This window comes from Methylovorus sp. SPW-M1, from assembly GCF_053848825.1.
The window spans coordinates 1,765,371-1,789,032 of sequence record NZ_CM132626.1; the positions used below are offsets into that span (position 1 = coordinate 1,765,371).

The following is a 23,662-nucleotide window of genomic DNA, read 5'->3' on the forward strand; positions in this document are numbered from 1 at the left end:
ACCCTTTCTTAAAAATTAACTTTCGAATCCGCGCTTTTCTGCAACAGAACCACCAATCATCTTAGTTCCACCACGAACCCGCGGGCCGTTGTAATCCCTGAACTTCGATATCTCCCTGTCGAATAGGAGATAAATATCTCCTGTCGGCCCATTACGGTTTTTTCGCACCAATGCCTCGGCTAAACCTGTCCATTCATCTGAGCTGTTGTACATTTCCTCGCGATGTAGCATCACGATAATGTCTGCGTCTTGCTCGACTTCACCGCTATCGCGTAAGTCCGACATCATTGGTCTTTTGTCCTGCCGGGACTCAACGCCCCGATTGAGTTGTGCGAGCGCGATAATGGGAATTTGAAGTTCTTTTGCGAGGTTTTTTAGCCCCCTCGATATCGAACCGATCTCCTGTGTGCGGTTATCTCCTTTGCCAGTCATCAACCCGAGATAATCCACAACAATCAAATCAAGCCCACAATTGCGCCGAACACGTTTGGCTTTGGCTCTGACCTGATGAACAGAAACCGCAGGTCTATCATCGATCGTTAGTTTTTGTTGGCTAATCGACTTCCTGGCAGTCGTCATTGCATCCCAATGATTGTTTTCTCGGGTTCCAGTGCGCATCTGCTGAAGGGTTACTCCTGAGCGGGCGGCCAATATCCGCATGCCAATTTCCTTGGCACTCATTTCCAACGTGTGAAAAAGAACCGATTTACCGGCGGCGGCTGCTGCATCTGCAACATTGCAGGCAAACACAGACTTGCCAACGCTTGGTCTGGCAGCGACGATAATCAACTGTCCAGGTTCGAATCCACAAGTAATGGCATCCAGGTTTGCAAGGCCAGACAGCAACCCATTGAACTGATTGCCATCAGTTGCCCGGCTGTCCACTTCGGTCATGACAACCTGAATAGCTTGATCAAGTGTCATATCCGAAATTCGCTCTGTTTTGAAAAGGTTGAAAATCTCATTTTCGGCGTTTAGGGCGATTTTTTCAGGATCATCAATGGATGAACTCAGGCACGCCTCTTGCAGCTCATTGGCGAGCGAAAGAAGGGCCCTCAGCTGCCATTTGCGTTTAACTATTTCGGCATATCTGCGAATATTTGCAGCACTGGGGGTGTTTTGAGCGAGAGCTCCAATATAAGCAATCCCTCCTACATTCATCAGCTCCCCGCTGTTTTCCATGGATTCGGCGAGGGTAACAATATCGGCTGGCTGATTTGACTCAAGCAAGGCAACCAAATGCTGAAATAGAAGGCGATGATCGTGTCTGTAAAAATGTGTAGGGGTAAGCAAGTCGTCAATTCGCTCTAGCGCCTGGTTATCCAACAGCAACCCACCAATCACTGCCTGCTCGGCTTCGATAGCCTGAGGCGGCAAGAACATGTCATTAGGCGTCATGCTGCCTCCCTTCTAGCCTGCTCGCCGGCAGTAGTCCAAACAGCCAATTCCCCATCACGGATGAACCAAAGCTTGTACCAGTTTTTGCGAACTGCATTCCGATAGTGCGCCCGCCAGTCTGAATAACGCTTAGATGAGGCCAAATAGGCCCGTTTAAACTCTCCCCAGCAGATAGCCAGCATTTCCTGGCTAATACCAACCTTCTCGGCATAGGGAAATATTGGGTCATCATCCTGAATAGGTTTTTCACTGCTCTGTCTGCAGTGATCCAGAAATGTACTCAATGTGACTGAGCTATTTCTTTTGGTAGTTTCTTTTGGAGTTATCTTTTGTGTTTGCTGTTTTGGCAAGGTCAACTTGCCGTTTTGGCAAGGTTCACTTGCTGTTTTGGCAACCCCTTGCTGTTTTGGCAAGGTAATCCACTCCCCGTAATCCTTATTAATACCAAGGATCAATCCAAACCTACCTTGCCGTTTCAGCAAGACTTTTCTTTCAAAAAGTACTTTCACCGCCTTGGAAACATGGGCAAGATCGAGTCCGGTTGCATTTGCAATTTGCGTCAGTGTCATGTCGTCAGTTTTCTTTCCGAAACCATAAGTTTTACGGATGATTAACAGGATAATTTTCAGCTCCCGCTTACTGAATTCTGAGCGGATAACTGCATCGAATAGCTCGTTGGCGATGCGCGTAAACCCGTTCTCAAGCTGGGGAGATTCAGAGGTCATTTATCAAGCCTGACGCCATATCGGCTCACGGTGATCATGCCGCATATACGAGACCCGAACCTGACACTGACTAATCAAAAACTCTCTGCTTGCCTGGTCAAATTGATGAAGATACGCCCAGCATTTGTTTTTCGGGCCACTCCACAGAACAACAAAGGCCCCTTCTCGCATAGAAGCAGACCAAGGGCCGCGGATATTCAGCACCGATAATGTGCCGTGGAAATATATTTCTTTTGGGGGATTTTGGGCGAAGGACGACATGATCAGGCTGCCCGATTGCCGATTTCATTGATAAGGTTTCGGATGTCTTCCGCTCGCCAGACCGTGGTTCGAGGTGCGAGCTTTATGCCTTTGGGGTATTTACCATCAGCAACTCCCAGCCACCAAGCGGCTTGGCTGATAGGAATAAACTCTAAAACCTGTCGAATTCGCAGGAACCCTGTGTCAGGGAGAGATATCGTCTTCATAACCTTGCTCCATGTAGTTAGATCAACATGGAGCAATATTGGCGTTAATTAAGATTGTGTGGCATGGTGTAATAAGAGCTATTTTTTAAAATTTACACCACCCCGTTAGCTAGATGAAGTGATTCCTCTGGATCGTAAAATATCTCTAACGTTTAATTGGACGTCCGGGAAAAAAACTTGGGATAGTTTATCTAGGGTGCCATATAAGGGTGATCCGCATACTTCTTTAAGATAAGCTCCTGCCAGGCAGCAAAGTCTTTTCGCGCGAGACTCATCAGAATCATCTACGCTATGTAGATAATACTCTGAGTTACCCAAATTCTCTTCTAGGCGTTGAAGCAATTGATTGATACTTCCTAGACTAGGATTTTCTTTATTTTGCACAAGTGAAAAATGATTTAATTCTCTCTTCCAATCTTCAGAATCTTCATATTGAACCCGAAAGTGCTCATTATCCAAAAAGTGGTAAATGAGGCTTGAACAAGCTTTGGTTCCGATTAGCGGAAAAATTGATTGCTCACTTAACCCCATGCGGACTAACAGACTCCTTAATTTTTTTGCTGCTTTAACGGCTGCATTTCGGTCGACTCGCTGGGCCACAGTAGGTTTCTCGTAAACGGCTTGAGTTACTTGCGATACCAAGCCTTTCTCATAATCACTACTTTTTGCACGCTTAAGAATCTCGTTCCAAATGGACTCCATGAGAGGATCCGAGCACATTCTTGATGAAACATCCAGGTAAAGCATTGTTGCGGAGTTTTCATCTGCTAGATGGTAATTTTCAACAATTTCATCAACTAAAACTTTTGGTGCCCATGTCGGCCAACTTGAAATTCTAGAAGCTGTCATCGTTCGCCGCTCTCAAATCAAGCTTCATTGCAGCCCAATTACGAATTTCTAATAAAGCGTTTGCCCATTCGCCGGGCTCAATTGTTCGCCAGGACTTTTCAGGACGGGGCCATAATCGTTTCACACGGAATGATTGAATATCCGGCCACTCGGGATCAGCTGGATTTGGACTCCCTGCGGCTCGGTAAAGGACACAATAGCAGGGCAACCCTGCAAGTTTTGCCAATCGCATGGTTACCGTTGTTGACTTATGAGGCTGCCCTACATCACGAGCTGTTTCAATTAGCGCCACAGGGTGCTTGCTGCCCTCCTCATACTCCACATAGAGAGCAGCATCTAGATCTATCATCGCTAAAGACTGGGCTCGCTCAATCCCTACGAAACGGCGAGTCGACATACGCCTATGCCACGCGGAATAAGTGCGGTCTCTGGTACCGTATTTTTCTTCTTGCATAACGATCTCCTAGACTGCCTTCTGATTCAATAGCACCTTAGCTTCCGAGAGGAACTTAAGGGCCGAGTCCATAGCTGTCTCGAGAGTGCCCTTAAGTAAAGCATCCGTCTGACCAGCTCCTTGGGCATTGTAGATAAGGTCTAAAATGCTCTCGGCCCTGATAATTAATAAATTGACCCTATCGAAATTATCCATTGGGATAGAAACACAGACATCGTTCTGATGTTGCAAGGTAGAATTGGCATTAGCCATGGTGCAATACTCCTATTTAGTGTTGCATTTTGGTTAGGTGCCGCTAGAGAGTTTCCTAGGCCATCTAGCGGCGCCGCTTAAATTTAACTGTACGTTTTTTTAACGACCATAAATGAAATAGCTTCCGGGGTTTTCTTCATGAAGTTTATAGCTCGACTATAAGCTTCAGCCTCGTACTCACTTGATAAGTCGTCCAGTTGCACCATCCTTGCGGATGCCACTCCTCCGACCTCTCCAGCATCCATCCCAATAACTGGCACCCATATTTGATTAGTCATTATGCTGCTCCTTTTAAGTTTATGATTGTTGCTCCAGCCTTCAACTCATCCAAATAATCAGCCCACTTTTGCATCATCTGCCTACGTTGCTCAATAAACTTGGTCCGGTTATATGCTGCGCCCAGAACGTCGGGCACCGCATGTGCAAGTTGGTGCTCAATGATGTGGGGGTCCATCCCTAGCCGCTCATGTAATATCGTTCTAGCCATTGCGCGGAATCCGTGGCCGGTGATGTCGTTCTGAGTGTCATAACCCATACGCTTCAAAGCGGCATTAATAGCGGCCTCACTCATGGGCTTTTGAGGGTCATGGCCACCCATGAATACCCATACCCCATGACCAGACAGCGGTTTGATCTGTTTGAATAGCTCGACAGCTTGTGACGAGAGAGGCACCAAGTGATCCGTTTGTGTTTTGCTGACGCGGTAACGCCACTCACCTGCGTCCAAATCAATATCTGCCCATCTAGCAGTACGCAGCTCGCTAGGACGCACAAAAACCAATGGGGCCAGGCGTAAGGCTGTCTGAACTGTAAGCGTGCCTTTAAAGCCATCAATGGCTCGCAATAACTCTGCCACTTGCTTGGGGTCGGTGAAGGCCGCCATATGCTTAACGGATGTAGAAGGTAAGTAGCCTCGTAAATCAGCGGTGATGTCGCGCGCAGCGCGGCCGGTTTGGACGGCATATCGGAATACTTGGCCACTAGCCTGGAGAACCCTATGCGCGGTTTCTAGCTTGTTCTGATCTTTCACACGCTTGATGCAAGCAAGAAGATCGGGGGCGGCAATCTCGGAAATTGGCTTCGCGCCCACCCACGGGAAAACATACACCTCGAAACGGCGAGCTGTCCGCTCTCTGTGAGATTCGGACTTATCCTTCATATAGGAAGCAATCCATTCACGGGCAACCGCCTCAAAGCTATTGGTGCTGACATTATCCCTGGAGATTTTTTGAGTCTTGCGATGTTCGCTAGGATCGACAGGAGGTTCTTTGGCTAACAGCTTCCTTGCGTCATCCCGGCGATTTCTGGCATCACTCAATGACACATCGGGGTAAGTCCCAAAGGAAAGAAGTTTTTCCTTACCCCCGAATCTATATTTGAAACGCCACCACTTACCCCCAGCTGGGGTAACCTGAATGAATAGCCCAGCCTCGTCATAGACCTTGTAGGCCTTGTCGGTAGGCTTTGCATTGCGTATTTTGGTATCAGTCAGGGCCATTATGGGGTAACTCAGGGGTAAATATTACCATTTCAAAGCAGTTACCCCACAAGTTACCCCTGTTTATTCCCGGATGTCAATAGACCCTATTGGACTACTATGGACAACAAAAAAGCCAGGACCCTTATGGATACTGGCTTTCTTGTACTACATTGGACTTCTTTAAACTCTAATATGGTGGAGCCGGGGGGAATCGAACCCCCGTCCGCAAGCCCTCCACAGACAGTTCTACATACTTAGCTGTGTTGTTTGATTTAACTTGATACACACCAACGAGCAAGCAAATATCAAGCGAGTTACCTTGGATTTAATGCGTTATTAAGTAACCCAATAGCGCACGATCCTCTCTATATGACGCTGCTGCGGGTTTTACCCCGCCCGACCGAGAGGCTCTTCGGTGCAGCGTTCAGCCGGGATTAAGCGGCTAAAGCGTAAGTTTCGTCGTTTGCGACTATACTTTTTTCTAGTTTATTTACGAGGTGACTAGGCCTCGGTATGCCCTGCACTGCTTTGCAACCCACGTCGAAACCTGGTCGGCCCCTGTTGGTTTTGCATCTGCAACACTATGACAATGGGGATTGTCATTCGGTTTGCAAGAGTGCAATTATACGCGTTAATCGCTGAATCCCGCAGCACAAGCTGCATATCGGCTTGGCCACCGCTCACATTACTTGCTGGAGTAGATGAATGCCCTCACTGGATGCCCTGTTTGACCGTTTGCAACAGTCGGCTTTTCGTCGTCAGTTCAAGCTTGGGCTCAAGGAGCAGGCATATTTGCGTAACAAGGGCTTGCCACTGGTGATGCAGCACGCGGGGGAGATCGTGGCGAACCGGTTGGCGGCGGCATCGCCAGCACGCGATGGCAAGCAAACACCGTTTCGCGGGCATCCGGTATTTATTGCGCAGCATGCCACGGCGTGCTGTTGCCGCGGCTGTCTGGCGGAGTGGCATGGCATAGCCCAGGGCAGCGCGTTAACGGCGGATCAGCAAGCGTATATTGTGCGGGTATTGGCACGATGGCTGGACCAGGCGGCTGGCAATCTGCCGCCGGTAGCGGAGTCGGCCATTCGCCCGGCGGCAAAACCCAAGCCTAGGCGAAACACTGACAAGCATCTCGGACAACTCCCGATACTGTTTCCGGATGAGGCTGAGTAGTATGAATCACGCGGCATGACCTCTCTCACTTCATGCCGAAATACTCCGCAAGGGGTTATACCTGGCAGCGGTAACGTTGCCAGGTATTTTTATGCCCGGCGCAAAGAGGCGTGCAACACCAGGCCAGCCAGCAGCACCAAGGGCACCACCAGCGCGTAAAACGAGACATAGAGAAACGCATAAGCACCTGTTACCACGCCGGCCATAAAGGCAAAAATGGCGGGGCCGATGATCTTGAGGCGTTTAAGCGCGGTATCGCGATGCGTGACATCGCGACTGAGGATATCGACCATATCAATCACGGCCTGGGTGATATTGCCGGTCATGATGGTAGTAGGCACCTGGCCCGGGTTGATGAGGCGCGCCTGCGCATTCTGTATGCTCATGGCAGCTACCCCCATCATGCCGGCGAGAATCGCCATGGGGGCATCCGGATCCGTGATGGGCAGCGCAGACAGGCCGATCACCATAAACAGCAGCAAAAACAGCATTTGTGTGCAAAACAGCAGGCGCCAGCATTGCTGACCACGGCGCTGGTAATACAGCACCACCAGGCGGCACAGCGCCACGCACATCACAAACACGGGGATCGCCAGCAGCTTGGGGATAAGGCCATCGGCATGGGTGGTGAGCAGGCCACCGATCATCACGATATTGCCCGTCACGTGATTGGTAAACAGCCCAAATAGCGCGACAAACCCCAGCACATCGACAAACCCCGCCACATACGAGAGCAGATTGGACTGGCAGATAATGGCGAGTTCATCGCGCGCGATCGGGCTGATTTCGGGCTCTAAGGGGTGGTCTGGTAGTTTCATGCGTTATCCGGCGGTCAATCTTATGCGAGGCAAACAAACAGCGCTGTTGTCTGCGATAGTAGCATGCAACCGTCGCTGACTTGAATCACATCCCAAGCGGGCTGTGCCGAAAGCAGGTCTGGCCATGCATCTGTTCCAGACCTGCCTTCCGCATCACGCCGCCATCGGGATTCCCGCTAAGGATTGGTTTTGGTCGATTCGTTCCAGCCGCCACCCAGCACTTTATACAGCGTCACCTGATTGGTTTGCGCCGTCAGGTTTACGGTGATCAGGGTTTGCTGCGCAGAATACAGCGTCCGCTGAGCATCCAGCACCGCCAGGTAGCTATCAATCCCGCCACGGAAGCGGGCATCGGACAGCTTGTAGCTTTCTTGCGAGGCTTCAACCAGCGATTGCTGGGCTTGCAGCCGCTCGGTCAGGTTCTCGCGGATCGCCAGTGCATCGGCGACTTCCTTGAAAGCACTCTGGATGGCTTTTTCATATTGCGCCACGGTAATCTGCTGCGCCACCTCGGCACTCTTGAGTTTTGAGCGATTACGCCCGGCATCAAAAATCGGCAATGTCAGCTGCGGAGCAAACGACCACACCTTGGAGCCCGAGGCAAACAGCCCGGAAAGCTGGTTGCTGGCGCTACCCAGCGTGGTGGTCAAGGTAATGGTGGGGAAAAACGCCGCCCGTGCCGCACCGATATTGGCATTGGCCGCCTGCAGGCTGTGTTCGGCCTGCAGGATATCCGGGCGCCGCTGCAAAACTTCAGAAGGAATACCCGCGGGCAGATCAGCCACGCTAGTGACCTGATCAGGCTGCGATTGCGGCAGCAGGTTCTCCGGCACGGGCTGCCCTACCAGCAGCACCAGCGCATTCTGGTCCTGCTTCACCTGGCTGCGATAATTGGCCACATCAGCACGCGCCGTATCCACGCTGATCTGAATCTGACGCAGCTCCAGCGCAGAATACACGCCGATATCAAAGCCCTGTTTGGTGAGATCATACGAGGCCTGCTGGCTTTGCAAGGTATCTTGCGCAAGCTTCAGCCGTTGCATATCCGCCGCCAGCGTCAGCCATGCCGAGGCAACTTCGGATACCAGCGAAATATGCGTGCTGCGTCTGGCTTCTTCAGTGGCAAAAAAGCTTTGCAGCGCCTGCTCATTCAGGCTGCGGATACGGCCCCAGAAATCCAGTTCATAGGCGCTAAAGCCCACGGTGGCGCGATAGCTCTGCACCACCGAACCGCCCGAGCTTGAAGTCACGGTACCGGTCGTCGCATTGGTACTGCTGCTGGTACTGCTCGCACTACCCAGTTGTGCCGTGCGGCTGGCGATCACATTCACGGTAGGGAACAAGTCAGCGCGCTGCACCTGGTACTCTGCCCTCGCCTGCTCAATATTGAGGGCGGCCACGCGCAGATCGCGGTTGTTTTGCAAGGCTAGCTCAACCAGCTGCTGCAAACGGTTATCCAGCAAAAACTCGCGCCAGCCGATATCCGCCGCTGGCGTGCCCTGGTTCGATGCTTGCGCCGGCCATTGCTCGGCCACCGGCGCTGCCGGACGCTGATAATCCGGCGCCATGCTCGCGCAGCCTGCCAGCATGGCCGCCAGCACGGCCTGGGTGATCAGGGAATATTTCATGATTTCTGCTCCGTCGCTTCCGCCTCGGGTGCTTTATAAGGGAACCAGCCCCTGACCAGCACAAAGAACAGCGGAACAAAAAAGATACCTAACAAGGTGGCGGTCAACATACCGCCCAATACGCCGGTGCCAATCGCCTGGCGGCTGGCGGCGCCTGCGCCACTGCTGGCTGCCAGTGGCAGCACCCCGAAAATAAAGGCGAGCGATGTCATCAGAATAGGCCGTAAACGCTGCTGTACGGCTTGCAGGGTAGCCTCCATCAGACTCAGCCCCTGCTCTTGCAAGTGCTTGGCAAATTCCACGATCAGAATGGCGTTCTTTGCCGCCAGCCCCACCGTGGTCAGCAAGCCCACCTGGAAGTAAACATCGCCCGACAATCCACGCAGCGTGGTTGCCAGCAAGGCGCCAAGTATCCCCAGAGGCACGACCAGCATGACGGAGAAAGGCACCGCCCAGCTCTCGTAGAGTGCTGCCAGGCATAGAAACACGAACACCACGGACACGGCATACAGCATGGGCGCCTGCGAACCGGACAAGCGCTCCTGATAGGACTGGGCTGCCCACTCATAGCCTATGCCGGTCGGCATTTGCTTCATCATGTTTTCCACGCTGTCCATCACGTCGCCCGAGCTGGCGCCAGGGGAGGACTCCCCCACCAGCTCGATGGACGAGATGCCGTTAAAACGTGATAACTGCGGCGAGCCATAGGTCCAGTTGCCCTGCGAAAATGAGCTGAATGGCACCATGTCGTTATTCGCATTGCGCACATACCACTGGCCGATATTCTCCGGCAGCATGCGGTAAGGCGCGTCCGCCATGATATAGACGCGCTTGACCCGGCCACGGTCAATAAAGTCATTGACGTAACTGCCGCCCATCGCCAGCGCCAGCGTTTCATTGATATTGCCGGTGCTGAGGCTGAATGCGCCGGTTTTCTGGTCATCAATCTGCACGTTATATTGCGGCGTGTCGTCGAGGTCGTTGCTGCGCACGCGGGTCATGAGCGGATCCTGGCGCGCCATTTTGAGGAACTGATCGCGTGCGGCCACCAGGGCCTCATGCCCCAGACCGCCCAGATCCTTCAGCTCTACGGTAAAGCCAGCGCTCGCGCCCAAGCCACGCACACTGGGCGGCTGCGTCACAAAAATGGTGGCATCGCGTATCTTGCCCAGCGCACGCGTAGCTTTATCTGCAATTTCCGCAGCGCTCTGCCCCGGCCCTTTGCGTTCATCCCAGTCTTTGAGGCGGATGAAAATCCGCCCGGTATTCTGGCTGTTTCCGCTCACGCCCAAGCCTGTGAAAATATTGATCGCCACAATATCGGGCTCTTTGAGCAAATACTCCTGCACCTGATCCATCACCTTTTGCAGGCGCTGGTCAGTAGCGCCCACTGGCAATTGCACCTGGGCCATCAGCACGCCCTGGTCTTCAGTTGGGATAAACGAAGTGGGCAGGCGTACATACAACACCGCCATCACGCCGACGATAGCCGCATACACCAGCATGGCGAGCGCCTTGCGCTTGAGGATGCCCTGCACGCCACCATGGTAAGTCTTGGAGCCCCGGTCAAAGTTTCGGTTAAACCAGCCAAAGAATCCGCGGCGAGGTGCGTGCTCCCCTGGCTTGAGCACCGTGGCGCACAGCGCAGGTGTCAGGGTCAGGGCGACCAGTACCGATAGCAGCATGGCCGACACAATGGTGATCGAAAACTGACGGTAAATCACCCCGGTAGAGCCGCCAAAGAAGGCCATGGGGATAAATACCGCGGACAGCACCAGGGCAATGCCGATCAGGGCGCCCGTAATCTCATCCATGGATTTGCGGGTAGCCTCGCGCGCCGACAGCCCCTGCTCGCGCATCACGCGCTCCACGTTTTCTACTACCACAATTGCATCATCCACCAGCAGGCCAATCGCCAGCACCAGGCCAAACATGGTGAGTGTGTTAATCGAATAGCCAAAGGCCGCCAGAATGCCAAACGTCCCCAGCAGCACCACGGGCACCGCCACCGCAGGAATAATGGTGGCGCGCCAGCTCTGCAGGAAGATGTACATAATGAGCACCACCAGCAGAACCGCTTCGAACAGCGATTTGACGACTTCCTTGATGGAGATGCGCACAAACGGGGTGGTGTCGTAGGTCACCGCGGTTTTGAGTTTCAAACTGGCGGGGAAATAAGGCTCCAGCTCTTTGACTTTGGCTAGCACGGCCTCGGAAGTCTTGAGCGCATTGGCGCCCGATGCCAGCTTGACGCCCATACCTGCGGCCGGTTTGCCGTTATACCGCCCGGCAATCGCGTAATTCTCACTGCCCAGCTCGACCCGCGCCACATCGCCCAGATGCACCACGGAGCCATCCGCCGCCGATTTCACCACAATATTGCGGAACTGCGCGACCGTTTGCATTTTGCTGCGCGCGGTAATGGTGGCATTGAGCTGCTGCTGGCCAACGGCAGGCAAGGCCCCCAGCTGGCCGGATGAAACTTCGGTATTCTGTGCCTCAACGGCGGAGGTAATGTCCGATGGGATCAAGGCATATTTCTGCAGTTTTTCCGGGTTCAGCCAGATGCGCATGGAGTATCCGCTGCCCATGGTCTGCACGTCACCCACCCCATCCACACGGCTGATCTGATCCAGCAGGCTGCTGCTGATGTAGTCACCAATATCGGTGGTAGTGACCTTGGGGTCATCAGAGTAGATCGACATCACCATCAGGAAATCGGTGCCGGTCTTGTTCACCGTCACCCCCAGGCTCTGCACAATCTGCGGCAAGCGCGGCAAGGCCTGTTGCAGCTTGTTCTGCACCTGCATCTGCGCCACATCGGGGTCGGTACCCGCATCAAACGTCAGTGACACGCTGGCGCTGCTCGAACTGCTGGTCGAAGCCATGTAGGTCAGGTTATCGATCCCCTTCATGTACTGCTCAATAATCTGGGTGACCGAGTCTTCAATGGTTTTGGCGGAGGCGCCGGTGTAGGTGGCATTGATGGAAACGCGCGGCGGCGCGATATCCGGGTATTGCTCCAGGGGCAAGGTCTCAATGGCGGCGAGACCCGCCAGCATGATGACAATGGCAATAACCCAGGCAAAGATAGGGCGGTTAATGAAAAAACGGGCCATGCTTGCCTCTACTTCCCGGCGGCCGGAGCAGCAGCACCGGCAGGCGACGGTGTAGTGTTAGCCGCGCCAGGTGCAGCTACTTCCACGCTTTTTACCGTGTCACCAACCTTAACCTTCTGCAGGCCCTCGACAATCAGCTTTTCGCCAGCGCTCAAGCCCTTGCTGATCAACCACTGATTGCCTATCGCCCGCTCTACCGTCAGCGTGCGCAGCTCCGCCTTGTTTTCAGCATCCACCACCAGAGCCGTGCCTTCACCGCGGTTATTGCGGCTCATCGCCAGCTGTGGAATCAGGATGGCATTGGTATTCACCGCTTCCTGCAAAATACCGCGCACATACATGCCCGGCAGCAGCAAGCCTTCGGGATTGGGCACCACGGCGCGCAAGGTCACAGCACCGGAGCTTTGGTTGACGGTTACACCCGTCACGCTCAGCACGCCATCGTGCGCATAGCGGCTGCCATCCTCCAGCACCACCTGCATGCGCGTGGCATTTTCACCGGATTTTTTCAGGGCGCCACTGGCGAGCTGGCGCTTCAGCTGCAGCAAGGCACTGCTGGGCTGGGTGATATCCACATAAATCGGGTCCAGCTGCTGCACGGTAGTCAGCGCTGTGGTCTGGTTCGCCGTTACCAATGCACCCGGGGTGACCGTTGAGGTCTCTACCCTGCCAGCAATCGGCGATACGATGCGCGTGTAGGCCAGATTGATGCGGGCAGTTTCCAGCGCCGCCTTGGCCGATGCCAGATCCGCCTCACCCTGACGCAGGGTCGCCTGAATATCATCATTATCCTGGCTGCTGACCGCGTTAATCTTCACCAGCTGGGCATAGCGCTCTGCTTTCAGCCGCGTCGACACCAGACTGGCTTCCGTCTTCTGCAGTGCGGCCTGCGCGCTGGCATACGCAGCCTGATAAGGCGCCGGGTCAATCTGGTACAGCAACTCGCCAGCCTTCACATTGGCACCCTCGGTAAAGGCACGCTTCAGGATAATACCGCCGACCTGCGGCCGTATCTCCGCCACCATGTGCGCCGCCGTGCGGCCCGGCAGCTCGGTTTCGAGTGGCTGCGACTGCAGCTTGATGGTCATCACACCAACTTCAGGCGCGGGTTTGTCTTTGGGGGATTTGTCGCCAGATTGGCAGGCAACCGTCAATACAGAAATAAGAGCAAGCACCGCAACGGATGCTATCTGCTGGTAAGGTATTGTTTTCATTTATTCTCCGCTTTCCCGTTTTTTTGAGCGCCGGGAAATACGTACAGGATCAATTCAATCATCAAATTCCATACGAAAGGCATGCTGGGCAGGCTCTGCATTCAAACATGGGACGGAAATTCAGCCAAGACTGGCATTCAAGCACGGAAGAACCCGGGCAGAGCACAAGCATAACATTGGCATTATTCAACGTCATGCACATAGACATAAAAACAGGACGCAGCCATTTCACTGCGCCCTGCTTTATCTCGCACCCAAGGAGCCCGCATGCTTGTGGCAAGGGCTCTCAGGCCATACACCCATCGTGACGGGTATTACTCCAGACTGAAAGATAGATCGCCGGAGTAATGCGAGCGATAAAAACCGGACCTTCTATTAGCCACGATCATCCGGCTTTTTAGGTCCACGCTCCGGCCGGTCATTCCACTTCTGCTTCTGCTCCGGCGTCAGCAAGGCATACACCTGATGCGCCGCATCCGTGCGCAAGACAATCAGGTCCGCCTGAATCTTCGCCTGCTCGGCCGCTGCCGCCTGCACCTTGGCAGGGTCGTAAGGCTCAGCCTTCGCCAGCGTTTGCAGATTCTTCATGCCATCATGCAAGGCCTGCATCTTCTGCTCACGCACCGGCTTCTGCTTATCCATAATCTGCTTCACCTGCGCCTTCTGGTCCGCCGTCAGATCCAGCCCGCGCAAACCGCGATGAAACCCGGCATCTTCAGCACCAGGACCACCGGCATGCGCATGTTTGCCATGCGGGCCAGCACAAGCCTCATCGTCACCGGCATAACTCAGCGCCGTACCAAATGCCGCAAGTGAACCCACCAGCAACAGGCCTGGCAAAATAATGTGTTTATTGATTTTCATGTCTCGCTCCTTTAACTCACTCAGTATTAAGTGTTACGCAAAGTAAGACGCCGCGTGGAGCAAAAGGTTAAAGGGGTTTGAATCAAAGTATGTTAACTGGGGTAAATAGTTGTAAAGACCATCAAACCGAATAAAAACGCCCGACTAATCGGGCGTATTAAAATTGATTCAGTTAAATTTTTTAATCCGGGTTCAATCATCTCCCAACGCACTAAGCTGCGAAGTCGCAGGGATTTTATGAATGCTCAGATCAGCGCCCATGTACTCCTCCTCCTGCGTCAAACGGATGCCAACCACCGCCTTCAGCACGCCGTAGACCACCAATCCCCCCGCCAACGCGATTGCAACACCCAGTGCCGTGCCGATTAACTGCGAAACGATGTTGACGCCGCCCATGCCTCCCAAAGCATGCGAGCCGAAGATGCCAGCGGCGATACCACCCCAGGCGCCACACAGGCCATGCAGCGGCCATACGCCGAGGACGTCGTCGATTTTCCAGCGGTTTTGCACCAAGGTGAAGGCCCAGACGAACAACACGCCAGCAACGCCACCAGTGACCAGGGCGCCCAGCGGGTGCATGACGTCGGAGCCTGCGCAAACAGCGACCAGGCCAGCGAGCGGGCCGTTGTGTACAAAGCCGGGGTCGTTGCGGCCGAGTATGACGGCGCCGATGGTGCCACCGACCAGTGCCATGAGGGAGTTCAGCGCGACCAGGCCGCTGACGGCATTAAGGGTTTGGGCGGACATGACGTTGAAGCCAAACCAGCCGACGGTGAGTATCCATGCACCCAATGCCAGGAATGGGATATTGGATGGTGGAAATGCATGCAGACGGCCATCTTTGCTGTAGCGGCCATGGCGGGCGCCTAGCATGATGACGGCGCCGAGGGCGATCCAGCCGCCCATGGCATGGACAACGACTGATCCGGCAAAGTCATGGAAGGCAAAGCCGAATTGCTGGGTAAGCCAGGCCTGAATACCGTAATGGCCGTTCCAGGCGATGCCTTCAAAGAAGGGATATACCAGCCCGACCAGGGCAAAGGTGGCGGCGATTTGCGGATTGAATTTGGCACGCTCGGCAATGCCGCCAGAGATAATGGCGGGAATGGCAGCGGCAAAGGTCAGCAGGAAGAAGAACTTGACCAGCTCATAGCCATTCTTGGCGGACAGCACATCGGCGCCGTGCATGAAATCCACGCCATAAGCAATGCCATAGCCAATGAAAAAATAGGCAATGGTGGATACTGAAAAATCCACCATGATCTTGACCAGCGCATTCACCTGGTTTTTGCTGCGCACCGTGCCTACCTCCAGAAAGGCAAACCCGGCATGCATGGCAAGCACCATAATCGCCCCGAGCAACATAAAAACTACATCATTTGCTGACTGCACTGTCTCCATTACTTACTCTCCTGTGAAATTTTTGTTTGGCTCAAAAGAGCAAAATTCAAGCCAATACAGCAAGTTATTGTTTCTTCAGGATTTCAGTTTTGGGGCATTTTAGATTTTGCACTATTTAAGTGCATTTATAAGTGCATTGCACGTTTTGTGTGCATTAAGAGGATTTTGGCTTAAGGATATTGCTTCCGGCCGCGATATCGCGCTTGAAAATGGAGCATCAACGCTTTGCCTCATACCAATGCTGACTGCGATTCACCAGTTGCACGATAAGCAGCATGACGGGCACCTCGATCAGCACACCAACCACAGTAGCCAGCGCCGCACCGGAATGAAAGCCGAACAGGCTAATGGCAGTGGCCACGGCCAACTCGAAAAAATTGCTGGCGCCAATGAGGGAAGAAGGGCCGGCAATCGCATGCGACTCGCCCACCTGACGATTCATCCAGTAAGCCAAGCCAAAGTTGAAGAAGACCTGCACCAGAATCGGCACCGCGAGCAACAGGATCACCAAGGGCTGCTCCATGATGGCCTGCCCCTGAAAGGCAAACAGCAGCACCAGCATGAGCAGCAATGCCAGCATGGACCATGGCCCGGTTCTCTCCAGCACGGCATTGAGGCGGGGCGTGCCTTGTTGCAGCAGATGTTTGCGCCAGCCCTGGGCAATAATCACGGGGATCACGATGTAAAACAGCACCGACACCATCAGGGTGGTCCATGGCACATGGATGGACGATAGCCCCAGCAACAGTGCCACGATAGGCGCAAAGGCAATCACCATGATGCTGTCATTGAGCGCCACCTGCGAGAGCGTAAACAGCGGTTTGCCATTCACCAGTCGGCTCCAGACAAACACCATGGCAGTACAGGGTGCGGCGGCCAGCAAAATCAGTCCGGCGACATAACTATCAAGCTGCTCTGCCGGTAAATACGAGGCAAACACCTGATGGATAAACAGCCAGGCCAGTAACGCCATGGAAAAAGGCTTGACCGCCCAGTTGATGAAGAGCGTGACGGAGATGCCCTTCCAGTGCGATTTCACTTCGCTCAAGGAGCGAAAATCCACTTTCATGAGCATGGGAATGATCATGACCCAGATCAGCAGGCCCACCAGCAGGTTGATTCCCGCCCACTCCAGGCCAGCAGCAACTTCAAACCACGCGGGCAGCCATTGCCCCAGCATGACGCCGACCACAATGCACAAACCTACCCATAGCGAGAGATAGCGCTCGAATATGTTCACGAGGTCTGCTCCTGTTGTTTTTGCCCTATCGCCTGCATGTGCTGCCGAATGGCATCGGGGCCCAGCTGGCTCAGGGGCAACTCCACCAGTTGAGCAACGCAGCCTTCTATCTGCTGAAAAATGCGCTTAAACGCGGCGCGCTTTTCAGAATCCGAGCCCTGCACGGCGGCCGGGTCTTCGAATCCCCAATGGGCGGCGATGGGCTTACCGGGCCATACCGGGCAAAGCTCGCCTGCGGCGTTGTCACATACGGTAATGATGAAGTCCATTTGCGGCGCATCCGCCTGGGCAAACTCATCCCAGCTCTTGCTGCGCAAGGCGCTGGTGTCATAGCCTATCGCCGCGACTTGCTCGATGGCATACGGATTCACCTTGCCATTGGGATGGCTGCCTGCGCTGTAAGCCTTGAAACGCCCCTGCCCAAGCACATTGAACAAGGCTTCCGCCATGATGCTACGGGCGGAGTTTCCCGTGCATAAAATCAGTACCTTCACCATGTTCTCGCTCATGTTCGTGCCATCCAGATAATTAGCAGCAGCCGGGTTTGGCGTCTGCCGGTTTTGTTGCTTTGCCTATCATAGTGATCGGCACACAGCATTCGCCCTGCGTGGCGGGTTCCGCCGACGACGCGCCAAATACGGGGATAGCCTCCAGCGTGTGATAGGTTTCCCATGGCACGCCCTGGGGATCCGTCACCCAGTACTTGTCTGACTTGGCATAACAACAGGCCGCGCCCAGCTCAGGCTTTACCTGCGCTGCTGTTTGCTGCTCTATCGCCTGCAGGCGCGTGTGCATCTCCGCCAGTTCGTTTTCATTCTCGACTTGTATGCCCAGGTGATTCAGGCCAGCGGGCGCGTTGCGCATGGAGATGGCAAAGTTGATGCGGGGATCATCCAGCATCCACTTGGCGTAATCGGGCTTGAGCACCGCGGGGGCCGCATTGAACAGCGCCGAGTAAAACTGGATATTGGCGTCAAGGTCGTCCACCGCGATATGGATATGCATGCGTTTCATGGTTAAGCTCCTTTGCTTGCGCAATCGAGAGAGATGCAGGCGGTTCCGCCGCAACAGTTTTCAGTGAGGAATGCCAAGAGATCATTCATGCGGGTAAAGTTGGCCGAGTAAATCACAAAGCGCCCTTCCGTCTTCGCGCTCACCAGCTCGGCATGCGCCAGCTCCTTGAGGTGGAACGACAACGATGAAGGCGGGATAGAAGCCAGCTCGCTGATCTTGCCAGCCGCCAGCCCCTCGGGCCCGGCCTGAACCAGCAGACGAAATATCCCCAGGCGCGATTCCTGAGCCAATGCGGCGAGTGCTTTTACTGCTGATGTGTTTTCCATATTTCGATAATAGTCGAAATATGGAAATGGTCAACCGGTTTATTAATATGCGAGTCTGATATTGCGAGGCTGAGTCAGCAAACTTGGGCTTGCCCATTTGCCGCTACGCGCCGTGCAGCCCCGCGCCCACTCATCAGAAAATTCAATGATAAGAAGCGGAGTGCGGGCAGGAAGCCAACGCGCTAGATTGGTACTCCCCCGATTCATTGAGCGTAAAATCATGTGCAGTTCATTAACAAGCACGCCCTACTCCATGCCCTTGATTGATCCCCGTTGGCAACAGATCCAGCAGCGCGACCCGGCGGCTGAGGGACACTTTTTGTATGGGGTGCGGACTACAGGCATCTATTGTCGTCCCACGTGTGGCGCACGCACGCCCAAACCGGAACATGTGGAATATTTCAGCTCGGCGGCAGAAGCCGAGCAGGCGGGGTTTCGCGCATGCAAGCGCTGCAAGCCACACCTGGCAAAGGCGGATGCGCAAGCCGCTCATATTGAAAGCATTGCCCAGGCCTGCCGCCAGATTGAGCAAGCAGAGCAAATCCCAAGCCTGCAACATCTGGCAGAGATGGCAGGGCTTAGCGTTTCGCATTTTCATCGCCTGTTCAAGGCAGCCACAGGACTAACCCCCAAGGCGTATGCCATGGCACACCGCAACCAGCAGCTACGGGAGCATCTGCAAGACAGCCGCAGCGTCACCGGTGCAATGCTGGAGGCAGGCTTTAACAGCAGCAGCCGCTTTTATGCGCAATCTGACAGACTGCTGGGCATGACACCCACGCGCTACCAGCAGGGCGGGCGCGGCATGCTGATACGCGCAGGAGTCGCGCCATGCAGCCTGGGCATGGTGCTGGTCGCCGCCAGCGAGCGCGGCGTGTGCGCCATTGCCATGGGCGATGATGCCGCCACGCTGCTGCAGGATTTACGTGCCCGATTCCCCCATGCCAGCGTCGTGGAACAGGATGCTGCGCTGGAGCAGCAGCTGGCATCGGTATTGCGCTTTATCGAGACACCGGCGCTGGGCCTGGATTTACCGCTGGATATTCAGGGCACGGCGTTTCAGCAGCGAGTGTGGCAGGCCTTGCGGGATATACCTCATGGCAGCACCATCAGTTACCGCCAGCTCGCCGAGCGCATAGGCGCGCCCAAGGCCATTCGCGCGGTGGCAAGTGCTTGTGCGGCCAATATGCTGGCAATGGCTATTCCATGTCACCGCGTGGTAGGCAGTGATGGGCGTTTAACCGGCTATCGCTGGGGAATTGCGCGCAAGCAGGAATTATTGAAGCGCGAAGCCAGTCAATGAAGAGGCTTCCATGTCATACGCCTGTCGACTTCGCGGGTATACACTGGAGCCCTTACCCTTAAACACACCGCCATGGCTGCGCACCCATGGCCTTATCACCGGAGCCACTTAGCCATGTTTGAATCCGCCGAAATTGGCCACAAGATAGACCGGGAGGAATACAAGAAACGCCTGCCAGCCCTGCGCGAAGCCCTGCTCGATGCGCAATACGATATGCTGCAAAGCCGCAAATTCCCGGTGATCGTGCTGATCGGTGGCGTCAACGGCGGCGGCAAGGGTGAAACCGCCAACATCCTCAACGAATGGTTTGATCCGCGGCACATCAATACCTTTGCCTTTGGCCCGGCCACCAGTGAGGAAAGCCAGCGCCCGCCCATGTGGCGTTTCTGGCAATCGCTGCCACCGCAGGGCGAAATCGGCATACTGTTTGGCTCCTGGTACAACGACCCCATCACGGATAAATCGCACGGCAAGATCAAGAAAAATGCGCTGGATAAAGCCATTGAAGACATTGTGCGGCTGGAACGCATGCTAACCGATGAAGGCACGCTGCTGATCAAGCTGTGGTTTCACTTGAGCAAGGACCAACAGAAAACCCGGATCAAAAGCCTGCAAAAAGACCCTGCCACGCGCTGGCGCATTACCGACCAGGATATGGCCGAGCTGAAACTCTACGACAAGATCAAGAATGTGAGCGGCCATGTGATCCGCGAGACCAGCACCGCGTTTGCCCCATGGGTGATCGTGGAAGGCTATGACGCCAACTATCGCAATCTGACGGCGGGCCAGGTAATCCTCGAGGCCATACGCAACCGGCTGGATAACAAGCCGCGTCCACCCAGCGCACTGGCAGCGCCCTTCATGCCGCCATTGGACCAGTTACGCATAGTCGACACCCTGAATCTGGATCAGTCGCTGGGCAAGGAAGAATACAGCCTGCAACTGGAAAAAACCCAGGGCAAACTGAACCAGCTGACCCGTCATCCTGCCTTCAGGAAAATTTCGGTGGTGATTGTGTTTGAAGGCGTGGATGCCGCAGGCAAAGGCGGCAGCATACGGCGCATTACCCAGGCGCTGGACGCCCGCAGCTACAACGTGGTGCCGATTGCCGCGCCCACGGAAGAAGAACGCCAGCATCCTTATCTGTGGCGCTTCTGGCGGCATCTGCCCCGCCGTGGGCGCATTACCATTTTTGATCGCAGCTGGTATGGCCGGGTATTGGTGGAGCGCGTGGAAGGTCTGTGCGCCGATGCCGACTGGCAACGCGCCTATGCCGAGATCAATGACTTTGAAGAGCAGATCGCCGACCATAAAACGCTGGTAGTGAAATTCTGGCTGCAAATCAGCCCGGAGGAACAGCTGGCGCGGTTTGAGGCGCGCGAAAAAACCTCCTTCAAGCGCTTCAAGATCACCGAAGAAGACTGGCGCAACCGCAGCAAGTGGGATGCGTACCAGGACGCGGTGTGCGACATGATAGACCGCACCAGCACCGGTCAGTCCCCGTGGACGTTGATCGAGGCGAATGACAAATACTTTGCCCGCATCAAGATACTGAAAACGCTATGCACACGCCTGGAAGCAGCGCTGGAAGATCAGGAGAAAGCAGAAGGCAACAAGAAGTAAACGCGGAATCTGGCGATATCCGGCTGCGGGCCCTTATCGCCCGCAGGCGAGGGCTAACCCAAGACAATATGGTCAAGCGCTTCGGGATCGCCTATCCAGAAGTAATAAAACTCGCGCACCACCACCAGAAACAGGCGACGGGTTTCTTTCATGTCAAACAGGGGCAAGGTGTTGTCCACCGCCAGACGATACAGCTTGGCATCCTGCGCGGGCGCATCGCGCAGTCGCACCAGCAGCAATTTCACCAGTTTGATGCGGGTTTCCACCACGTCCAGCTCGGCGCCTTCCTGGCGTAGCGCATGGCGATAAGCTTTGAGCGGCCAGTTTTCAGCGGTGCTGAACTGGGTTTGATCGAGGCTATCCCACAAGGCTTGCAGGCTCTGCGCCAGCGGCTGCCAGGAAATGGCCGGCGGCGCAAAGCCCGCCTCGGCATTCATGGCCGCCACGGCCTTGATATCTTGAATCCAGAAAGGGAAGTATTCGCGCGCTACCGCCAGCAGGAGCGGCCAATCGGCGCGTGGCAATTGCTCCAGATGCTTTTCGACCACATCCCGGTAAACCATGCTATCCGCAGGCTGGTCTGCGAGATCCGCCGCCAATGCCTGTAAAAAACGTTCGCGATGCTGCAGGGTAGCGGCATCCACGCCTTTGGCTTTCAATAAATTGAGGTAGGCCTGACGGGCCTCTTGCTCACGACTATTGCTCATACATGCACTTGACAATGGAAAGCCTGAATTCTGACGAATCACTATAACTGATAAGCGCTGCAGAATGAAAGGTGCATGCGCGTATGCCACACATCCACACGCTTGGTTACCACGGCTCTTTAAAAGCGGGCTGTCAGCCCCATCTCTAATTTGCTTTTCAGGGCATGGTCTCCGTGCAAAAATGGGCAGGGCCGCCATTCAGTCTGCATGGCAGAATGTCGCAGACACACCTAAAACCTTGTTTACTGTAAAAATAGTCAACCTGGAAAAAATAGTGAAGCTAGAAAAATAGCCAACTTAGAAAAATAACCAACCAAAAAGTCCTGACCGTGGAAATTTTACTGATCGTGATTCTGATCGCCAGCGCCTGGTTCTGGCTGGACAGCATTGGCAGCCGCGAGGCCGCCATCCAGCATGGCAGCGCACTGGTGGATCGTACCAACTTGCAATTGCTGGATGAAACCGTGGCCTGCACGCGCCTGCGCCTGGGCCGAAACAGTCGTGGTCGTGTGCAATTGCTGCGCACCTATGAGTTTGATGTCAGCGCCCATGGCAGTGATCGCATGGCCTGCCAGCTGCAATTGCTGGGGCGTCAGCTTCACTCCTGGCACATTCCGCCCTATCTGCAGGCCGTGCATTAGGTCCTTATCCGCATGCCCTATCGCGGCCGTTTTGCCCCCTCGCCTACCGGGCCTTTGCATTTCGGCTCGCTGATCGCCGCCACGGCGAGCTACCTGCAGGCGCATGCCATGCAGGGCGAATGGCTGGTGCGCATGGAAGACCTCGATACCCCGCGCACGGTACCCGGCGCCGCCGACCATATCCTGCGCACGCTGGAACACTATGGCTTTGAGTGGCACGGGCCCGTGATCTACCAAAGCCAGCGCCAGGAGGCTTATGAAGCCGCGCTGGCCCAGTTGAAAGAGCAAGGCGCCATCTATGGCTGCGGCTGCTCGCGCAAGGAAATTGCCGACTCCGGCCACCACGGTATTGATGGCGTGGTCTACCCCGGTACCTGCCGCGATGGGCTGGCGCCGGGAAAATCCGCCCGCGCATGGCGCATTCGGGTGGGTGATCAGACGATTCGTTTTGAGGATGAAATACAGGGACCACAGGCTCAGCGTCTGGCAAACGACATAGGCGACTTTGTGCTGAAACGCGCTGATGGCCTGTTTGCCTACCAGCTCGCCGTGGTGGTGGATGATGGCTGGCAAGGCATTACGCATGTGCTGCGCGGCGCTGATCTGCTGGATTCCACCCCCAGGCAGATTTTTCTGCAGCAAGTGCTCCAGCTGCCGCAGCCCCGCTATGCGCATGTGCCGGTGGCCACCAATGCCGCAGGCGAAAAACTCAGCAAACAGACATTGGCACCGGCGCTGGAATGGCAGCATGCCAGCGAACAACTCTGGCAGGTATTGCAGTTTTTGCAGCAATCTCCGCCGTATAGCTTGCGACAGGCACCGCTTGCGGAGCTATGGGCCTGGGCCCGTGAGCACTGGCGGCTACAGGCTATCCCGCGCACCCGGCATATCCGCCACCCGATTTAGCCGCTTGCAGCAGTTTGCGCCAGCCTGCTTGCAAAGCACCGGCTAAGCCTCCATGTTAAA

General features: G+C 54.8%; 24 protein-coding genes and 1 other RNA gene. 5 read left to right on the forward strand and 20 right to left on the reverse strand.

All coding sequences use genetic code 11. From position 1 onward, the window contains the following. Positions 1–15: 15 nt before the first annotated feature. The 9 genes from dnaB to ssrA all read right to left on the reverse strand — a co-directional run bounded on the left by dnaB (position 16) and on the right by ssrA (position 6,184). Complete coding sequence (gene dnaB, locus ACWWD9_RS08260; RefSeq protein WP_455866735.1) at positions 16–1,398, reverse strand: replicative DNA helicase; 1,383 nt, start codon at positions 1,396–1,398, stop codon at positions 16–18. Further along, positions 1,395–2,123 (reverse strand): replication protein, encoded by a 729-nt coding sequence (locus tag ACWWD9_RS08265; protein ID WP_455866736.1) that lies wholly within the window; start codon positions 2,121–2,123, stop codon positions 1,395–1,397. Before ACWWD9_RS08265 ends, dnaB begins: the two co-directional genes overlap by 4 nt. Before the next feature lie 263 nt (positions 2,124–2,386). After that, positions 2,387–2,590, reverse strand: coding sequence for a helix-turn-helix transcriptional regulator (locus ACWWD9_RS08270; protein ID WP_455866737.1), 204 nt, complete (start codon positions 2,588–2,590; stop codon positions 2,387–2,389). Positions 2,591–2,695: 105 nt separating this feature from the next. Beyond that, the gene (locus tag ACWWD9_RS08275; protein ID WP_455866738.1) at positions 2,696–3,439 is read right to left on the reverse strand and encodes a hypothetical protein; all 744 of its coding nucleotides are present in this window, start codon (positions 3,437–3,439) and stop codon (positions 2,696–2,698) included. Next, positions 3,426–3,893, reverse strand: a complete 468-nt coding sequence (locus ACWWD9_RS08280) for a hypothetical protein (RefSeq protein WP_455866739.1) — start codon at positions 3,891–3,893, stop codon at positions 3,426–3,428. Before ACWWD9_RS08280 ends, ACWWD9_RS08275 begins: the two co-directional genes overlap by 14 nt. Positions 3,894–3,902: 9 nt before the next feature. Then, entirely contained in the window at positions 3,903–4,145 is a 243-nt protein-coding gene (locus tag ACWWD9_RS08285; RefSeq protein ID WP_455866740.1) for a hypothetical protein, read from the reverse strand. Positions 4,146–4,228: 83 nt separating this feature from the next. Next, positions 4,229–4,423, reverse strand: coding sequence for a hypothetical protein (locus ACWWD9_RS08290; protein WP_455866741.1), 195 nt, complete (start codon positions 4,421–4,423; stop codon positions 4,229–4,231). Beyond that, positions 4,423–5,643 (reverse strand): tyrosine-type recombinase/integrase, encoded by a 1,221-nt coding sequence (locus tag ACWWD9_RS08295; protein ID WP_455866742.1) that lies wholly within the window; start codon positions 5,641–5,643, stop codon positions 4,423–4,425. Before ACWWD9_RS08295 ends, ACWWD9_RS08290 begins: the two co-directional genes overlap by 1 nt. Positions 5,644–5,818: 175 nt before the next feature. Further along, positions 5,819–6,184: a transfer-messenger RNA gene (ssrA, locus tag ACWWD9_RS08300) on the reverse strand. Positions 6,185–6,330: 146 nt separating this feature from the next. On the opposite strand from ssrA, the gene ACWWD9_RS08305 reads away from it, so the two are divergent. Further along, positions 6,331–6,798, forward strand: coding sequence for a DUF4186 domain-containing protein (locus ACWWD9_RS08305; protein WP_455866743.1), 468 nt, complete (start codon positions 6,331–6,333; stop codon positions 6,796–6,798). An 89-nt stretch (positions 6,799–6,887) separates the two neighbouring features. Here ACWWD9_RS08305 and ACWWD9_RS08310 read toward each other — a convergent pair whose 3' ends face one another. The 10 genes from ACWWD9_RS08310 to ACWWD9_RS08355 form a co-directional block, all read right to left on the reverse strand. Further along, positions 6,888–7,616, reverse strand: a complete 729-nt coding sequence (locus ACWWD9_RS08310) for a YoaK family protein (RefSeq protein ID WP_455866744.1) — start codon at positions 7,614–7,616, stop codon at positions 6,888–6,890. A 176-nt stretch (positions 7,617–7,792) separates the two neighbouring features. Then, positions 7,793–9,244: an AdeC/AdeK/OprM family multidrug efflux complex outer membrane factor gene (gene adeC, locus ACWWD9_RS08315; RefSeq protein WP_455866745.1), complete on the reverse strand. Its 1,452-nt coding sequence runs from the start codon at positions 9,242–9,244 to the stop codon at positions 7,793–7,795. After that, positions 9,241–12,363: an efflux RND transporter permease subunit gene (locus tag ACWWD9_RS08320; protein ID WP_455866746.1), complete on the reverse strand. Its 3,123-nt coding sequence runs from the start codon at positions 12,361–12,363 to the stop codon at positions 9,241–9,243. The genes adeC and ACWWD9_RS08320 overlap by 4 nt, the downstream gene beginning before the upstream one ends. Before the next feature lie 8 nt (positions 12,364–12,371). After that, the gene (locus ACWWD9_RS08325) at positions 12,372–13,577 is read right to left on the reverse strand and encodes an efflux RND transporter periplasmic adaptor subunit (protein WP_455866747.1); all 1,206 of its coding nucleotides are present in this window, start codon (positions 13,575–13,577) and stop codon (positions 12,372–12,374) included. A 375-nt stretch (positions 13,578–13,952) separates the two neighbouring features. Next, a complete protein-coding gene (locus ACWWD9_RS08330; protein WP_455866748.1) occupies positions 13,953–14,441 on the reverse strand; it encodes a Spy/CpxP family protein refolding chaperone in 489 nt (162 codons plus the stop codon). 192 nt (positions 14,442–14,633) lie between these two features. Continuing rightward, positions 14,634–15,842, reverse strand: coding sequence for an ammonium transporter (locus ACWWD9_RS08335; protein WP_455866749.1), 1,209 nt, complete (start codon positions 15,840–15,842; stop codon positions 14,634–14,636). A 217-nt stretch (positions 15,843–16,059) separates the two neighbouring features. Beyond that, positions 16,060–17,082, reverse strand: coding sequence for an ACR3 family arsenite efflux transporter (gene arsB, locus ACWWD9_RS08340; protein WP_455866750.1), 1,023 nt, complete (start codon positions 17,080–17,082; stop codon positions 16,060–16,062). Beyond that, positions 17,079–17,591: an arsenate reductase ArsC gene (locus ACWWD9_RS08345; RefSeq protein WP_455866751.1), complete on the reverse strand. Its 513-nt coding sequence runs from the start codon at positions 17,589–17,591 to the stop codon at positions 17,079–17,081. Before ACWWD9_RS08345 ends, arsB begins: the two co-directional genes overlap by 4 nt. Positions 17,592–17,610: 19 nt before the next feature. Next, positions 17,611–18,096 carry an ArsI/CadI family heavy metal resistance metalloenzyme gene (locus ACWWD9_RS08350; protein ID WP_455866752.1) on the reverse strand — a complete coding sequence of 162 codons (486 nt, stop codon included), beginning with the start codon at positions 18,094–18,096 and terminating at the stop codon, positions 17,611–17,613. 2 nt (positions 18,097–18,098) lie between these two features. Then, positions 18,099–18,422, reverse strand: coding sequence for an ArsR/SmtB family transcription factor (locus ACWWD9_RS08355; protein WP_013441999.1), 324 nt, complete (start codon positions 18,420–18,422; stop codon positions 18,099–18,101). A gap of 220 nt (positions 18,423–18,642) precedes the next feature. On the opposite strand from ACWWD9_RS08355, the gene ada reads away from it, so the two are divergent. Next, positions 18,643–19,725, forward strand: coding sequence for a bifunctional DNA-binding transcriptional regulator/O6-methylguanine-DNA methyltransferase Ada (ada, locus tag ACWWD9_RS08360; protein WP_455866753.1), 1,083 nt, complete (start codon positions 18,643–18,645; stop codon positions 19,723–19,725). A gap of 114 nt (positions 19,726–19,839) precedes the next feature. Next, positions 19,840–21,348 carry a polyphosphate:AMP phosphotransferase gene (gene pap, locus ACWWD9_RS08365; RefSeq protein WP_015829899.1) on the forward strand — a complete coding sequence of 503 codons (1,509 nt, stop codon included), beginning with the start codon at positions 19,840–19,842 and terminating at the stop codon, positions 21,346–21,348. 53 nt (positions 21,349–21,401) lie between these two features. Here pap and ACWWD9_RS08370 read toward each other — a convergent pair whose 3' ends face one another. Next, complete coding sequence (locus ACWWD9_RS08370) at positions 21,402–22,055, reverse strand: hypothetical protein (protein WP_455866754.1); 654 nt, start codon at positions 22,053–22,055, stop codon at positions 21,402–21,404. A 329-nt stretch (positions 22,056–22,384) separates the two neighbouring features. On the opposite strand from ACWWD9_RS08370, the gene ACWWD9_RS08375 reads away from it, so the two are divergent. Next, positions 22,385–22,696, forward strand: a complete 312-nt coding sequence (locus tag ACWWD9_RS08375; RefSeq protein WP_455866755.1) for a DUF3301 domain-containing protein — start codon at positions 22,385–22,387, stop codon at positions 22,694–22,696. Positions 22,697–22,708: 12 nt separating this feature from the next. Next, positions 22,709–23,602, forward strand: a complete 894-nt coding sequence (gluQRS, locus tag ACWWD9_RS08380; RefSeq protein ID WP_455866756.1) for a tRNA glutamyl-Q(34) synthetase GluQRS — start codon at positions 22,709–22,711, stop codon at positions 23,600–23,602. Positions 23,603–23,662: the final 60 nt, after the last annotated feature.

Coding starts and splice junctions, on each gene's coding strand:
- dnaB (WP_455866735.1), bottom strand. CDS start 1,398: ATGACGCCTAATGACATGTTCTTGCCGCCTCAGGCTATCGAAGCCGAG.
- ACWWD9_RS08265 (WP_455866736.1), bottom strand. CDS start 2,123: ATGACCTCTGAATCTCCCCAGCTTGAGAACGGGTTTACGCGCATCGCC.
- ACWWD9_RS08270 (WP_455866737.1), bottom strand. CDS start 2,590: ATGAAGACGATATCTCTCCCTGACACAGGGTTCCTGCGAATTCGACAG.
- ACWWD9_RS08275 (WP_455866738.1), bottom strand. CDS start 3,439: ATGACAGCTTCTAGAATTTCAAGTTGGCCGACATGGGCACCAAAAGTT.
- ACWWD9_RS08280 (WP_455866739.1), bottom strand. CDS start 3,893: ATGCAAGAAGAAAAATACGGTACCAGAGACCGCACTTATTCCGCGTGG.
- ACWWD9_RS08285 (WP_455866740.1), bottom strand. CDS start 4,145: ATGGCTAATGCCAATTCTACCTTGCAACATCAGAACGATGTCTGTGTT.
- ACWWD9_RS08290 (WP_455866741.1), bottom strand. CDS start 4,423: ATGACTAATCAAATATGGGTGCCAGTTATTGGGATGGATGCTGGAGAG.
- ACWWD9_RS08295 (WP_455866742.1), bottom strand. CDS start 5,643: ATGGCCCTGACTGATACCAAAATACGCAATGCAAAGCCTACCGACAAG.
- ACWWD9_RS08305 (WP_455866743.1), top strand. CDS start 6,331: ATGCCCTCACTGGATGCCCTGTTTGACCGTTTGCAACAGTCGGCTTTT.
- ACWWD9_RS08310 (WP_455866744.1), bottom strand. CDS start 7,616: ATGAAACTACCAGACCACCCCTTAGAGCCCGAAATCAGCCCGATCGCG.
- adeC (WP_455866745.1), bottom strand. CDS start 9,244: ATGAAATATTCCCTGATCACCCAGGCCGTGCTGGCGGCCATGCTGGCA.
- ACWWD9_RS08320 (WP_455866746.1), bottom strand. CDS start 12,363: ATGGCCCGTTTTTTCATTAACCGCCCTATCTTTGCCTGGGTTATTGCC.
- ACWWD9_RS08325 (WP_455866747.1), bottom strand. CDS start 13,577: ATGAAAACAATACCTTACCAGCAGATAGCATCCGTTGCGGTGCTTGCT.
- ACWWD9_RS08330 (WP_455866748.1), bottom strand. CDS start 14,441: ATGAAAATCAATAAACACATTATTTTGCCAGGCCTGTTGCTGGTGGGT.
- ACWWD9_RS08335 (WP_455866749.1), bottom strand. CDS start 15,842: ATGGAGACAGTGCAGTCAGCAAATGATGTAGTTTTTATGTTGCTCGGG.
- ACWWD9_RS08345 (WP_455866751.1), bottom strand. CDS start 17,591: ATGAGCGAGAACATGGTGAAGGTACTGATTTTATGCACGGGAAACTCC.
- ACWWD9_RS08350 (WP_455866752.1), bottom strand. CDS start 18,096: ATGAAACGCATGCATATCCATATCGCGGTGGACGACCTTGACGCCAAT.
- ACWWD9_RS08355 (WP_013441999.1), bottom strand. CDS start 18,422: ATGGAAAACACATCAGCAGTAAAAGCACTCGCCGCATTGGCTCAGGAA.
- ada (WP_455866753.1), top strand. CDS start 18,643: ATGTGCAGTTCATTAACAAGCACGCCCTACTCCATGCCCTTGATTGAT.
- pap (WP_015829899.1), top strand. CDS start 19,840: ATGTTTGAATCCGCCGAAATTGGCCACAAGATAGACCGGGAGGAATAC.
- ACWWD9_RS08370 (WP_455866754.1), bottom strand. CDS start 22,055: ATGAGCAATAGTCGTGAGCAAGAGGCCCGTCAGGCCTACCTCAATTTA.
- gluQRS (WP_455866756.1), top strand. CDS start 22,709: ATGCCCTATCGCGGCCGTTTTGCCCCCTCGCCTACCGGGCCTTTGCAT.